Raw genomic sequence first — 13,065 nt, forward strand, 5'->3', positions numbered from 1 at the left:
GACTATTGTAGTGCCTGAAGTTATTGAGCAAACTCGGACCGCAAACTCGGACAGAGCGTTACCTTGTCCACAGGCTCATTGGCGGTGCACAATGGGGTCACTATGGCTGATGACAATATGAACCAGGATCGCGAGCACGCTGCCGCCACAGACACTGACTCCGGTGCAGGTACTGGCGCAGATGCCAGCGCTGGTGCATCCTCCGCAGCCAGCAACGATGCCAACGCTTCCCGTAACTCGCGTGGAAGCTGGGGAATGCGCGCTTTGTCGACGGCAATGCTGGTCGGCGCCGCGGGAATGGCATTCGCGCTGCAAGCGGGAGTCATCGAGCCACCGAGTGGGCCACTTGGGGGCAAGGGCTCGTCGGCAAGCGCGTCATCGTCGACAACGACGACCATCGTTGACAAGGAGACGACGGCGTTCACCAGCGCAACCGCGGGCAACTGTCTGGACTGGAATCTGGCAGAAGATTTGAATGTTTCTGACTTCCGCGTCGTGCCCTGTGAGCAGCCACACGCTTATGAGGTCGCCAAGAAACTGAACCTCGCCGACTACGAGGAACATCCGGGGCAATACGCAAAAACTGCCAACTACCCGACAGCGGACAATTTGGTGGCTCTGCAAAATGGCGTGTGTCGCAACACCGTGACTGAATACCTGGGCGGCCAGTACGATCCGGACGGTCGATTTATCACGGCGCCAATCATTCCTTCGCCTAGCCAGTGGGAAAAGGGTGATCGAACCTTCCTGTGCGGTATCCAGGTCGTCGATGAAGACGGCAACACGGCGCACATGTCCGGTCCTGCGGCCGGGCAGGACCAGTCCCGCGTGTTCGAGGGCGGCCGCTGCGTGACGTTGGACGAAAGCGGCGCCATCCGCCAGGTGCCTTGCGTGGAAGATCACCTGATGGAGTCGACGGGAATTGTCAATCTCCGCGACCATTTCGGTGACAACGTCCCCACTGACCAGGAGCAGAATGATGTGCTCGCGGAACAGTGTGTGACTCTCGCGCAGAATTACCTCGGCGGTGACGACCCGCTGTATAACTCAACGCTGTTGCCATTTTGGACGTCCCTGTCGCAGGAGTCGCTCAATGCTGGCTCGCGCAGTGTGAATTGCTGGTTGATTAAGGACAATGGCCAGGGCGGATTCTCCACTCTCAACGGCCACGCTAACGAGTCCTTCACTATCGACGGCCAGCCGCCCGTGGCTCCACCACCGCGCAATCCGCTGCGGGAGGAGCAGGGTGACGCTGGCGCTGGCACAGGTGACGTCGGTGAGGTCGGCGCCGACAGTACTGGTGCTGAAGCAGGCGCTGTGGATAACGCAGTCGCTCCCGCAGGACAGTAGAACAACAGGACATTGCGAGGCAGCACCATAAATGGTTGACGTTAGCCCTGAGCGGTTCGATGCGCTTGTCGATGAGGCCATCGACCGCATTCCCACGCAGTTTCTCGATCAGCTCGATCAGGTCATCATCCAGGTTCACCCGTATAACCTCGACGAGCCCACACTGCTGGGACTCTACGAGGGGATACCTCTGACCGAGCGTTCTAACAACCACTGGGGTCCGCCTGACCAAATCAGCTTGTATCGCGACATGCTCTGCCGCATCAGCCACACCGAAGAGGAGCTGGTGGAGCAGATTCGGGTCACTCTCCTGCATGAAATCGGGCATTATTTCGGCCTCGAGGAGGAAGATCTGGACCGTCTCGGCTACGGATAAGTGTGTCCCGCCCTGCGAGGTCTCGTTCCTCTCGGCTTCTTCACGGCAGCTTTCTTCCTTGTAACCTTAATAATCATGAGCGACAACTCGAGCGAGAAGCCAGAAATCAGGGTCGGCGATAGGGAGCGCAACGCTGCCATGGAGCGTCTCGGCAATCATTTCGCTGACGGCTACTTGGATGTCGATGAATTCTCCAAGCGCGCCGAAGCTGCCGCAGTCGCTAAAACCCGCTCCCAACTACAAACACTCTTCGCGGACCTGCCCGCTGAGGTCTCCCCCAAGAGTTCACAGGGCACCCCGGCTAATCCGCAGCATCAAAGTGTCGATCAAGAGCTGCAAAACCTGATGAAAAAGGGCCGCCAGCTCAACATTGTTGATTCTGCTGCAGGCGTTATCGTATGTGTCACTATCGTTCTGATGTTTTTCACCAATATCGATAACGCGTGGCTCGGCTTCATCGTCGCTGCGGCCGTTGCCCTTATCGGGCGCGCCGCCTTGAACATCAATGATGACGAAGAAGAGCTCCTCAACGAAATCAACGAAGAGGAATCCAAGCGTCGCACGGAACGCCTACGCCTGGCAGCTCAGAAGCGCCGCGAGATTCAGGAGGGCCAGCAGTAACGGTCAGCAGTAACGGTCGCCGTTTCGCTCCCTTCTAGGGCAACTCGCTGTCGCCCCAGCGACGCACATCCCACGCGCCCGGTTCAATGCCAGCACGCTTGCCGACGGCCGCTGCGTTCGGAACCAGCTCAATTCGCTCGGTATTGGCAATGCGGTGTCGCAGTGCGTATTCCGGATCCACCCCGGTCAGATACTGCCCAATCAGACGAATAGCCGCGCCGTGGCTGACAATGACGACATCCTTGCTGCTACCCTCCCTGGACTCCTTGGATTCACCACCTGTCGCTCCTGCCTGCTCCAGCAGCTGCTGTAGCGTCGGCAGGTAGCGATTCAGCACGTCAGCACCGGATTCACCGCCGGGAAGACGGTACTCCAGCTCCCCATTGAGCCACTGGTAGAAGGCGCGCATGTACTCCATGTGCGCATCGCGATCATTGCGCCCCTCAAGGTCGCCGGCCTGAATCTCGTGGAGACCACCCTCATGGCGGATGCGAACGGAAGTCTCTCCCAGGTGGTGCAGACTCGCGACCGCGCCTGCACCAGTTTGGCGTGCACGCAGGGCATGGGATGTGACGATGTCACCGATTCTGTGGACGTCGGGAAGCAAAAGACGTCCCAGACTGCGCGCCTGCCTCACACCGAGGTCGGTGAGCGGTGCGCCCGGCAATGCGGTATCCAGGCGGCGGTTGATGTTGCCGGTGGTCTGCCCGTGGCGGATGAAAATGATGCGTTGGGAATCAACCGGCATGACAGATTCAGGGCGGTCTGGGCGGTCATCGAGGAAAGGCAGCTGTCCAACTGGATTTTCGGGCGCGGCGGGTGTCATGTTTTACCTTCGTCCTTCCTTGAGCGCGTCGACCCATTCAATTGACTGGGAGATATCCGGCGGCGGGGTCATAATGCTGCGGCGACCGCCCTCAGCGACCGGCCAAGATCCCAGATACCGCAGGTCTTCGGCGTATTCGTGCAGTGCCGCGAGAGCCGCCGCAACCTGTGCATCATCAACGTGGCCGTTGCAGTCGATGTAGAAGCGGTAGAGGCCGAAGAGCTCGCGTGTCGGCCGCGACTCGATGCGGGTGAGGTTGACCTGTCGCACTGCGAACTCATTCATGGCGCGCATCAGTGTGCCGGGCTGGTTCGGCAGCGTGAAGGAGACCGAGGTCCGGTCGGCACCGGTGCGCGGCATCGGCACACCAGGGCGCCCCACCAGTAGGAAACGGGTTCGGGCACCGCGCACGTCGGCGACCTCAGTGGCCAGCGCCTCAAGTCCGAGCAGCTCACCCGCGCGGGCCGGGGCAGCGCAAGCGTCATGGGTACCCTCGGCGACCTGGTGAGCCGCCGCCGCATTGGAGCTGGCCTGATGAACTTCCACGCCCGGAAGGTTGGCATCCACCCACTGTTTGACCTGCGGATACGCCACAGGATGTGTCGCAAAAGTACGCACCTGTTCCGCCGTCGTACCGGGACGGACCAGGATAGAGAAGACCACCCCGACCTCGGTTTCACGGAAAACCTGCAGCTCCGGCCCAGCAGCGAGGGCATCAAAAGTTGGTGTGACGGGACCGTCCACGCTGCTTTCGATAGCCACGCAGGCAAAGTCCGCTTCCCCTCGGCGCACGGCTCCAAGCGCGGCCGCGGGACTATCCACCGGCACCGCATTGACCGCGGATTCCCCTGCCGGATCAATCTCGCCAGCACGCGCCATGTCCCACAGCGCCTGCTCGGTGAATGTGCCCGCAGGACCCAAATAAGTAACCGTCGTCATAAGCTCAGATTAGAGGGCTTCTACACTTATTGCATGACCTTTTCTTCCGAGATGCCCGCCCGCGCCCTCACTGAAGCCGTGCGCAGTAGCGCAATCTCGGTATCGGAGATCGTTTCGGAATTCGTCACGCTTGCCGACGACGCCGCAGCCAATCCCGCCCGTTTCGGTATTGCCACGTCCTTGGCCGAGCACGCTGTCGACCGTGCACGCAGCCTCACTGCTCAATCAGAGGCCGCCCGGCGCGCTAGCCACGGCCTCCCGCGTGACCTCCTGGGACTGCCAGTGGCGATTAAGGACCTATTCACCATCGCCGGTGTCAAATGCACGATGGGCTCCGCCAACTTGGCTTTCACCGCCACCGAAACCTCGGAACCCGTGGCGAAACTTCTGGCTCGCGGCGCCATCCTCACGTCGACTACACACACCTCCGAGGTTGGGATGACGGCCTACACCGAGCCGATTGGCTACCCGGCTCCGGAAAACCCCTATTTCGCCGCGCCCAATCAGCTGTCCAATCAGCCGGATACCGCGCCACGCACTCCCGGTGGTTCCTCGGGCGGCAGCGCGGTGGCTGTCGCAACTGGTGTCGTTCCCGCAGCTCTGGGCTCTGACGGTGGCGGTTCCATCCGCGTGCCTGCCGCCTGCTGTGGCCTCGTTGGGTTGAAACCGGCACACGATATTGCGGGTGGAAATCTCTCCACGCCCGCTTTTCTCACTCGCACAGTCGATGACGCAGCGCTACTGGCCGGGGTGCCCTTTTCCGCAACCTCGCATGTTTTCCGACGGTCCCAGCGCCCCCTTCGCATCGGTGTCACTGTCAGCCCGTTTCATGCTGAGGTGGACGTCGATAAGCGCTGGGCAAACGGTGTGTGGGCGGCGGCTGACCGTCTTGCCGACGCCGGGTATGAGGTGGTGGAAGTGCCCAGCCCCTATGACCCGGCAGGTCCGGACGTGTTCGAAATCTTTCGACGGACCATCACGCGAATGTCCACGAAATTACCGCGCGCGGACTACTCCGAGATCGTGCAGTGGATTCGCGCCTGTGGCCAGGAGATTTCCGCAACTGAGGCGGCGGCGACACATCAGCAGCGGATGGCTCTGCCCGGCGCGATTCGATCGCGTTGGGAAGTCGATGCGGTGATTACGCCAACGCTGGCGTTTGATCCGCCACGTATTGGGCATTTCTCTGCGTTGGCGCCGTGGGAGGACTTTGACGAGCAAACCCGGTGGACACCGTGGTTGTCGCTGTGGAATCTGACTGGGTGGGCAAGCGTGTCCGTGCCAATTGCTGTGCCGGGCACAAGCGGCAGCACACCCAATGCGAAGCTCCCCGCCACCAGCGTCAACATCGGTGCGGTGCACTGCGGTGAGGCAGAGCTACTGGAGATCGCTAGCGTGCTGGAGGCTGCTAACGCCAGCTAACGCACGTACTTCGCTGCCATTGCCGCTGCCTGTCCGGCGTATCCGCCACCAAATAGCACCGCGTGCATGAGCACCGCGTAGAGCTGGTGGAGTTCGCAGCTCTCGGCGAAATCCGGCAGGGGATGTACAGATTCGTAGCCACGCAAGATCTCATCGAAGTGCGTTGCCCCGAATAGCGCCAGCAGTGCCAGATCTTCCTCGCGGGCTCCGCCGTGTGCCGCGGGGTCAATCAAGATCGCGCCGTCTGCATCCCACATGAGGTTTCCCCACCACAGGTCACCGTGGACACGCGCGGCGTCTGGCTCGTTGTCGAAATCTCCAGCCAAGAGCTGATCAATGAGCTGGTCAAAGATATCTAGCTGACGGTTATTGTAGGAGTTTTCCAACTTTCCCAGCGCAGGCAGAAGACGTCCTTTCGCCCAGTATTCACCGAAGCTCTCCCGTGGAGTCAGGTCCATCTGTAGTGGCTGATCCAGCGGACCGAAGTAGCCGTGCCCCTCCCACTCATCGGGGCCGGCACCCCAGCCAGCGGCGCCCAGATTGTGGGTAATAGCCAACGATTTTCCAAACTCGTACGCTGCCTGTGGATTCGGCGCCATCGACTCAATTCGACGCAATTTCAGCGCATGCCCGCTCACGCCCAGCACATCCACGACGCGCGCACCACCGTCAGATTCGCCCTCGCGCAGCCAGTCCAGCCCCGCCGCCTCACAGGCGAAGAACCCTCGAGGGACACCATGTCGGCTCTTGACATAAACATCCGACTCGTTGACTGCACGTTCGTAGTTCTGGTTCATTGCGGACATATTTTCAGCATATTCTTCTTCGGTCCCAAACCCTTTCAGCACGTCGCATGCAGGGTAACGCCAGCGCTACCAATACTTGTATTGCTGTCTCGGTTCTCTTAGTGCACTGTCGTTGCCTATTCTTAATTGGTATGGAAGGCAACTTCGACGACTCGCGCATTGCCCGCGACCGATACGGCAGACCGCTCAAAGATCGCTATGGTCGCCCCATCTACCGCCGTGTGGACGGGGCGTCGCCGAAGCATGCTCGCCCCCGTGAAGCCGATTCGCGTGGCGCTTCACGACGCCCCATCCCTCCCCGCCCTGACCGCCCTTCTCGGGCAGGGGCAGCCCGCCCAGCGCCTATGCCTCCACGCAGGTCTAGGCCGCAACCAGAGCGTCGGCAGGCGCCACTGAACGAAACGCGCATTGAGTCCCGTCCACCGATGAACCGGACCGGTAGCGGACGCGCTGGCAGCGATCCGCGGTTTCCTCCACCCGGCTATAACCCGGATGCGGATTTCCAATCTTCCTCGCAGGGTTCGTCGCAGGACTACTACAGTGCCCCACAAGCAGCGAGTTCTGGCCGTGGTGGACGCCGCAGCAGCCGTGGCGGAGCCGGTGCCAGGTCGAGCTTCCGCATGCCACGCATGCGGCTGCCACGCTTGCGCTTTAAATCCATCATCCTGGTTGTCGTCATCTTCCTTGTCGCCACGATGGCACTTGTCGACATCCGCCTGACCAGGGTCGACGCGTTCTCAGGTCTGGCAAATCGCCCTGCCAATACGATGTCCTCCAACTGGTTGCTCGTCGGTTCGGACTCTCGTACGGGCTTGTCAGAGGAAGATGCCGCCAAGCTGTCGACGGGCAGTGGTGATTTCGGCCAGCGCACAGACACCATCATGATTGCCCACATTCCGGTGTTCGGTAAGCCGAAGTTGGTCAGTATCCCGCGTGACTCCTTCGTGGATATCCCAGGCAATGACAAAAACAAGATCAATGCGGCATTCGCATTTGGTGGCCCCCAGTTGCTCATCGACACCGTAGAGAAAAACACTGGAATTCACATCGACCACTACGCCGAAATTGGCTTTGGCGGTTTCGCCGGTGTCGTCGACGCTGTCGGTGGCATCGAAATGTGCCCTGAAGAAGCCATCGACGACCCGCTGGCAGGCCTGAATATTCAGGCCGGTTGCCAGAAATTCGATGGCGCGAGTGCCCTGGGTTACGTGCGCACGCGTGCTACCGCCCAGGGAGACTTGGACCGCGTAGAGCGGCAGCGTGAATTCATGAGTGCGCTGATGGGACGGCTGAAGTCACCTGCGGTATGGCTCAACCCCTACCGCTGGATTCGCCTGGCCAATGCTGGCACTAAGGCCGTGCTCGTCGGCGATGGTGACCATGTCTGGCATCTGACCTGGCTGATGTTGCGCATGCTGTTCGGTTCCGATTCTCTTACCGTGCCCACCTCAGGCGCCATGGATACCGGTTATGCGGGCAATGTGCTGCTCTGGGACGAAATCGAAGCGCCAACACTTTTTGCGGAGCTGAGATAGCCAAGAGAGTAGCTAAAACTGCTTCAGATAACTTAGAGACAACTAACGCGTGTGGCTCAGTTTTTCGCTGAGCCACACGCGTTAGTTCTTAAACCAGTTCCGCCAGGCTGTCTAGGTACCTAGTTCCGAATGGTCACCTGGCGGGACACGATGGTCTCACGGGACTTACGCTCCTCGGCGGTCAGCGGCTCTTCGCTAGCCAGCGCCTCAGCGATACGCTTGTCAGCCTCTTCCACGGCAGCAATCCAGTGGTCGTGCGGCTTGGTGTTATCCAGGTCCCAGACCGGCACCAGCACGCCATCGGTACGGAAGACACCGGCGAACTTCGTGCCCTCGCCCAGCGAGAGGTTGTCCGCAGCGTGCACGCGTGCCAAGGCATCCAGCAGCGGCTTCTCATCTTCACGACGCACCCAGCGGATGTGGGCGCGCTCGCCCGGATCAATCCACCACACAGCACCAGCGACCTTCGCATCCAGGCGGTATGACGGGAGAATCGCGTCGTTAGCCACGGCCAGGTTCTGCTCGATCATCGGGGTGCGTTCAATGCCCTTGGGAATCCACCACTCGAAGTCCTGATGGACCTCCATGTTGTCGAGATCCACGGCGGTCAGGACGTCGGTAAGCGGTGCAGCCTCGCCGTCAGTAGCGGCGGAGAGCTGCTGACCCGACTCTGCGTCGCGAGCCCACGCCAGCGCACGGGAGAGATCCGCAGCGCCGTCATTGGTGCGAGCCTGCGTCTGCAGCGCGACGAAAGCCTCATTGCCCTGGTCAGCGGCACGCGTCAGTGCGGCTACGCCACCCGGCAGCACGGTGCAGACCTTGATGTCACGCTCAGCGTCAGCGACCGTGACCGGAATGACCACAGCCGGTGCGAACTCGCGGACAGCCACGATGTCAGCCTCTTCGTCGAAGTCCTTGAACGGACGCGGATTGCCCAGCAACGCTGCACGCTCAGCAGCGCGGGCTGCCAGCTTCGCCTGACGGCGGCTCATGCCCTCCGGGGCCTGATTATTCTTCTTACGAGATTTCTTTCCCACAAGGCCACAGAATACCTATTCGCAGTCCGTAATTCGCGACTGCCTGGGCTACTTATAAAAATCGTCGACGAATTCGCTCGCCCTTCCTTCGAAAAGCTGCTTGTCGACGGCCATTGCGCCCGCCTCCCCTTGTTCATCGGTAGCTTCGCTGGGGATGAAGCCCTTGGACCAGAAACCGGGCTGGGTGCGCTCGCGACCTGCCCCAACGGGAATGTTGCGATGCACTTCCTCGGGAGCCAACACGTAGCGGAGTAGCCGCGCCGTAAGGGCAGTTGTCACACAAGCTAAAACAGTGATGATTCCGGCCTGGAAGTACGTCCTGGACACGTCGGCAGCGATAAACCAACCCGTTGCAAGGGGCCACAAAACGCAGGCCAGATACCAGATAAAGCGACCTGGCCCCATTACGGCAGTGACTCCTGTTTCAGCCAACGCGACCACGGGCCCCGTGATGTTGCGCACTGGCCACATGTGCATCGTGCGCACATCCGTTGCCGTGCGCGACAGCAGTGGGCGGGCATACGTTGCGCGGTCACGCAGCACCTGGAGGGTCTTGTAGACCGAAAAACCCAGCCCAATGAGGGAAACCATTCCGCAGAGACCGAAAGCCCATGCTCCCAGTTCGCCGAGGAGGGAAACCACCAGATCCTGACCTGGACTCAGAATGCTCATCCAGATGAATACGGTAAATGCGGCGAATACTCCAGCGCCGCTCATTGCCCATCGAAAGACGCTGTCCGCGCGCTTGCGAACAATCTCATCGGCCTTCCAGCGCGGTGTCGCACCGGTGATGGTCGAATCCGAGACAGTCGGCTGCCAGCTCTGCTGCGGTGGCAGCACCACCTGAGGTGGGGACTGCTGTGGCTGCTGTTTTGGAGACTGCGGCGGCACAGCCCACCCCGCGTTTTCTGCCTGTTCATTAGACACTTTCCGCAGGGCTCCTCTCTTACGCGCGGCCGGCTTCTTCCGCAGTCTTTTCTCCCACGGTGTTTTTAGGTGCGCTCCCCCCTAACCTACCTAAACTAGCCCGGCCCCTACCCCAGCCACTAGTCCGACCAGCTGCGAATCTTCCGCAGCATGATGCGGCTCTTACGCTGTGAACGTCCCATCTTCCGGGCCAGGTTGTTCAAAATTGCGATGGCCTCAGTGATGTGCGGGCCCTTGTTCAGCATCACGCACTCGGCACGCAGGGCGAAGGCCGCATCGGTAATCTCCGCGCGGGACGGCAGGCCGGCCTTGGCCATGTTCTCCAGCACCTGAGTACCCAGAATGGTCGGCACACCGGCTGCCTGCGCCAGCGTCAGAATCTGGCCTGGGACCTCACCCATACGGTCGAAGCCCAGCTCCACAGCCAGGTCACCACGAGCAATCATCAGACCGGACTTGGCGCGCTTCATGCTGGCGATGATGATTCCCGGCAGATTCTGGAATGCCGGAATAGTCTCAATCTTCAGCACAACACCCAGGTTCCGAGCCTTCGACGCCAGGTCCTCGCGGCCCGCAGCCTCATGTTCTGCCGCAATCTCATCGAGCACCTTGTAGACGTACTCAGCATCCCCCTGCGTGCGAATAAAGCTCACCGCAGCAATATCCGCATGCTCCACCACAAAGCGCAGGTGCTCAATGTCTTCATCGGTAAGCGAATTGAGCGGCAGGTCGGTGTTCGGCAGGTTGATGCCCTTATGCGCCGCCAGCGGCTGACCATTCGGCTTCGTACGCAGGACACGCAGCCGGGCATCGACGTGGCTATCTTCGCTTGACGACGTCTCGGAGACCTCAACCACCTCAGCGCCGAGCGCACCGTCGTCGAAAAGCACCGGATCGCCCGGCTTCAGAGCCGCCACGGCAGACGGCAGCGAACAGGAGACGCGTGGAATTTCATCGTCAGTGCGTGGAATGGTGGTGATTTCCTCGCGACTGGTGAGAATAAACTCATCACCGGTGTGGAAGCGCAGCTTTTGCACGGTCGGTGGCACACCACCAGCGCGCGTGACCTCGTAGTTGCTGCGCAAGTGTGTGCCCTCGGCGATCCAGGCGTTCTTCTCCCCCTCGGCGAGGACAGCCTCGATCTCGCCCTCGGAGTCGGTGTCGATGCGCACAACGGTGAAGTGACGCTTCGCCGAGCGGGAGTCATGCAGCGTAATGACATCGTCAAGCTGCAGCTGTTCCAACCACCCCTGATCTGCTTCCAGCGGCAGTGCGGGACGCCCCGGCAAATCGCTCGGAGCTGGCTTGGGGTGCTCATCCAGCCGTGGAGTCAGCCAAATCTTGGACTTGGAGATGACCGTGCCGGCGTCGTCACGCACAACACGGGCGCGCCCCACACGCGGCCCCGGTTCGATATCACCCGTGCGCAGCTTCGGGCCAGCCAGATCCATGGACACGAAGATGCGGCGACCGGCCTTCTCAGCTGCAGCATTGACGTTGTCAATCATGCGGCTCCACTGCTCAGGGCCGTCGTGGGCGCAGTTGATGCGAGCGAGATCCATGCCAGCGGCAGCGAAGCTCTCCACCAACTCTGCATCATCGGCGGCCTCGGCGGGCAGGGTCACCATAATGTGCGAAGTGACATCCGCGCGCTCCTGACCGAACAGCTCGGTGGCGTTGTTATCCAGGGCAATATCCGCGCGCTCATCGTCGGCAATAATGCGGGCGACATCGATGTCTGAGGTGCGCCCCGCCAGCGCCAACAGCGCGTTGAGGGCCAACTCAAGGCGCCCCCGGGTGAAAGTCTCCACCGTGGTCAGACTGGTCACGCCGAGGTCGTGCAAGCTGTTTTGCAGCTCACGGATGTCAATTGTGCGCAGGTGTGCGTAGTGCAGCAGGTTTTCCGCGTGCCGACGGCGCTCTTCCGGCACCTCTGCGAGCAGTGCAGAAGCCTCCACCGAGGCGTCGTCCAACTCTGTGATCAGGTCAGTGACCTTGCTGATGAGGTCATCCAGACGCGGTACGGCCGCGCCGCTTTCAGTGTTGTCAGTTGCTGTGTCTTGAGGGCTCTGCGCTGCCATAGAGAAGGCACTCCTGTGTTTAAGACGAAGCGTTGGCCAGAGTCGGCCACGCGGGCCAATAGAAGGTGGGCATTCTCATTCTCAAATGAGACGGCCGAAAGCGCATGTCGAGAAGACATCTACTCTCGCTACCAGCAGTTACTTCCAGAATGGATCCTGCACATCTCGGAGCGTCTGAATGGACTTGTCCAGCTGCTTCTTTTCGTATTCGTCCAGTTCAAGCTCGATAACGCGGCGAATTCCTCGGCGGTTCACAATGGCTGGTGTTCCGATGAACACGTCCTCATGACCGTATTCACCTTGCAAGTACGCGGAGACCGGCAGAGCTACCTCTTGGTTCTGGAAAATGGCGCGCGTAATGCGGGCCAGACCCATACCGATTCCGTAGGAAGTGGAGCCCTTGGCATCGATAATCTCGTAGGCGGCATCACGGGTTCGGATGAAGATGTCCTCCAGCTCGTCGTGAAGCGCGGGGTCGGCGGCGAGGCGCTTGGACAGACTGACGCCTGCAACGTTGGCGCTGGACAACACCGGCAGCTCGGAGTCGCCGTGTTCACCAATGATGTATGCGTGCACGCTCATCGGGGAAACATCGTAGTATTCACCCAGCATGTAACGGAAACGTGCGGTGTCCAGGATGGTGCCGGAGCCGAAGACACGGTTGTGTGGCAGCCCGGAGTACTTCCACGCGGCGTATGTGAGTACGTCGACGGGGTTGGAGGCGATCAGTAGGAGCCCATCAAAACCGCTGGCCATGACGGAATCGACGATGGACTTCATAATTTTCATATTCTTGTCCACCAGCTGTAGGCGAGTCTCGCCGGGCTTTTGTGCTGCGCCTGCACAGATGACTACCAGCGCGGCATCGTCACAGTCGGCGTACGTGCCCTGAGTGACTTTGGTGCGCGACGACGCCCACACGACGCCATGGTTTAAGTCCATGACGTTGCCCATCGTCTTCTTTTCGTCGATGTCAATGATTGCCAAATGGTCGACAGTGCCTTGGTTGACCAGTGAGTACGCATATGCCACGCCGACGTCGCCAGCGCCGATCAGCACGACCTTATTTCCTGTGGATAGCTTCATAGCCCTCGGATCCTTCTCAACCGATTCGGAAAACGTTGCGACACCCCACAGGCTACGCT

12 protein-coding genes are annotated in these 13,065 nt (G+C 60.5%); 5 read left to right on the forward strand and 7 right to left on the reverse strand.

Annotation, left to right across the window (positions count from 1 at the left end; translation table 11 throughout):
- The first annotated feature begins 102 nt into the window (after positions 1–102).
- From HMPREF1206_RS01625 to HMPREF1206_RS01635, 3 genes are all read left to right on the forward strand, one after another.
- A complete protein-coding gene (locus HMPREF1206_RS01625; RefSeq protein WP_231367159.1) occupies positions 103–1,350 on the forward strand; it encodes a septum formation family protein in 1,248 nt (415 codons plus the stop codon).
- 31 nt (positions 1,351–1,381) lie between these two features.
- Positions 1,382–1,726, forward strand: coding sequence for a metallopeptidase family protein (locus HMPREF1206_RS01630; RefSeq protein WP_016421667.1), 345 nt, complete (start codon positions 1,382–1,384; stop codon positions 1,724–1,726).
- A 75-nt stretch (positions 1,727–1,801) separates the two neighbouring features.
- Complete coding sequence (locus HMPREF1206_RS01635) at positions 1,802–2,347, forward strand: DUF1707 domain-containing protein (protein ID WP_016421668.1); 546 nt, start codon at positions 1,802–1,804, stop codon at positions 2,345–2,347.
- 34 nt (positions 2,348–2,381) lie between these two features.
- On the opposite strand, the gene HMPREF1206_RS01640 is transcribed toward HMPREF1206_RS01635, so the two are convergent.
- Together HMPREF1206_RS01640 and pheA are read right to left on the reverse strand one after the other, a co-directional pair.
- On the reverse strand, positions 2,382–3,173 hold the full coding sequence (locus HMPREF1206_RS01640) for a histidine phosphatase family protein (RefSeq protein ID WP_016421669.1): 792 nt from the start codon (positions 3,171–3,173) through the stop codon (positions 2,382–2,384).
- 3 nt (positions 3,174–3,176) lie between these two features.
- Positions 3,177–4,112, reverse strand: coding sequence for a prephenate dehydratase (gene pheA / locus HMPREF1206_RS01645; RefSeq protein WP_016421670.1), 936 nt, complete (start codon positions 4,110–4,112; stop codon positions 3,177–3,179).
- A gap of 33 nt (positions 4,113–4,145) precedes the next feature.
- Here pheA and HMPREF1206_RS01650 point away from each other — a divergent pair, with 33 nt between their 5' ends.
- Positions 4,146–5,534, forward strand: a complete 1,389-nt coding sequence (locus tag HMPREF1206_RS01650) for an amidase (protein ID WP_016421671.1) — start codon at positions 4,146–4,148, stop codon at positions 5,532–5,534.
- On the opposite strand, the gene HMPREF1206_RS01655 is transcribed toward HMPREF1206_RS01650, so the two are convergent.
- Positions 5,531–6,340, reverse strand: coding sequence for a fructosamine kinase family protein (locus HMPREF1206_RS01655; RefSeq protein WP_016421672.1), 810 nt, complete (start codon positions 6,338–6,340; stop codon positions 5,531–5,533). The genes HMPREF1206_RS01650 and HMPREF1206_RS01655 overlap by 4 nt on opposite strands.
- Positions 6,341–6,471: 131 nt before the next feature.
- Here HMPREF1206_RS01655 and HMPREF1206_RS10870 point away from each other — a divergent pair, with 131 nt between their 5' ends.
- On the forward strand, positions 6,472–7,875 hold the full coding sequence (locus HMPREF1206_RS10870; RefSeq protein WP_231367160.1) for an LCP family protein: 1,404 nt from the start codon (positions 6,472–6,474) through the stop codon (positions 7,873–7,875).
- A 119-nt stretch (positions 7,876–7,994) separates the two neighbouring features.
- Here HMPREF1206_RS10870 and HMPREF1206_RS01665 read toward each other — a convergent pair whose 3' ends face one another.
- The 4 genes from HMPREF1206_RS01665 to HMPREF1206_RS01680 form a co-directional block, all read right to left on the reverse strand.
- Positions 7,995–8,912: a DUF5926 family protein gene (locus tag HMPREF1206_RS01665; protein ID WP_016421674.1), complete on the reverse strand. Its 918-nt coding sequence runs from the start codon at positions 8,910–8,912 to the stop codon at positions 7,995–7,997.
- Between the two features lie 48 nt (positions 8,913–8,960).
- Positions 8,961–9,839 carry a hypothetical protein gene (locus HMPREF1206_RS01670; protein WP_016421675.1) on the reverse strand — a complete coding sequence of 293 codons (879 nt, stop codon included), beginning with the start codon at positions 9,837–9,839 and terminating at the stop codon, positions 8,961–8,963.
- Between the two features lie 119 nt (positions 9,840–9,958).
- Positions 9,959–11,920 carry a pyruvate kinase gene (locus tag HMPREF1206_RS01675; protein WP_016421676.1) on the reverse strand — a complete coding sequence of 654 codons (1,962 nt, stop codon included), beginning with the start codon at positions 11,918–11,920 and terminating at the stop codon, positions 9,959–9,961.
- A 138-nt stretch (positions 11,921–12,058) separates the two neighbouring features.
- The gene (locus HMPREF1206_RS01680) at positions 12,059–13,006 is read right to left on the reverse strand and encodes an L-lactate dehydrogenase (protein ID WP_016421677.1); all 948 of its coding nucleotides are present in this window, start codon (positions 13,004–13,006) and stop codon (positions 12,059–12,061) included.
- Between the last annotated feature and the right edge of the window lie 59 nt (positions 13,007–13,065).

The organism is Corynebacterium sp. HFH0082 (assembly GCF_000411235.1).
Classification (GTDB): Bacteria; Actinomycetota; Actinomycetes; order Mycobacteriales; family Mycobacteriaceae; genus Corynebacterium; species Corynebacterium jeikeium_D.

What these genes read in the sequence shown, in the direction of transcription:
- HMPREF1206_RS01625 (WP_231367159.1), top strand. Translation starts at nt 103, where the DNA reads ATGGCTGATGACAATATGAACCAGGATCGCGAGCACGCTGCCGCCACA.
- HMPREF1206_RS01630 (WP_016421667.1), top strand. Translation starts at nt 1,382, where the DNA reads ATGGTTGACGTTAGCCCTGAGCGGTTCGATGCGCTTGTCGATGAGGCC.
- HMPREF1206_RS01635 (WP_016421668.1), top strand. Translation starts at nt 1,802, where the DNA reads ATGAGCGACAACTCGAGCGAGAAGCCAGAAATCAGGGTCGGCGATAGG.
- HMPREF1206_RS01640 (WP_016421669.1), bottom strand. Translation starts at nt 3,173, where the DNA reads ATGACACCCGCCGCGCCCGAAAATCCAGTTGGACAGCTGCCTTTCCTC.
- pheA (WP_016421670.1), bottom strand. Translation starts at nt 4,112, where the DNA reads ATGACGACGGTTACTTATTTGGGTCCTGCGGGCACATTCACCGAGCAG.
- HMPREF1206_RS01650 (WP_016421671.1), top strand. Translation starts at nt 4,146, where the DNA reads ATGACCTTTTCTTCCGAGATGCCCGCCCGCGCCCTCACTGAAGCCGTG.
- HMPREF1206_RS01655 (WP_016421672.1), bottom strand. Translation starts at nt 6,340, where the DNA reads ATGTCCGCAATGAACCAGAACTACGAACGTGCAGTCAACGAGTCGGAT.
- HMPREF1206_RS10870 (WP_231367160.1), top strand. Translation starts at nt 6,472, where the DNA reads ATGGAAGGCAACTTCGACGACTCGCGCATTGCCCGCGACCGATACGGC.
- HMPREF1206_RS01675 (WP_016421676.1), bottom strand. Translation starts at nt 11,920, where the DNA reads ATGGCAGCGCAGAGCCCTCAAGACACAGCAACTGACAACACTGAAAGC.
- HMPREF1206_RS01680 (WP_016421677.1), bottom strand. Translation starts at nt 13,006, where the DNA reads ATGAAGCTATCCACAGGAAATAAGGTCGTGCTGATCGGCGCTGGCGAC.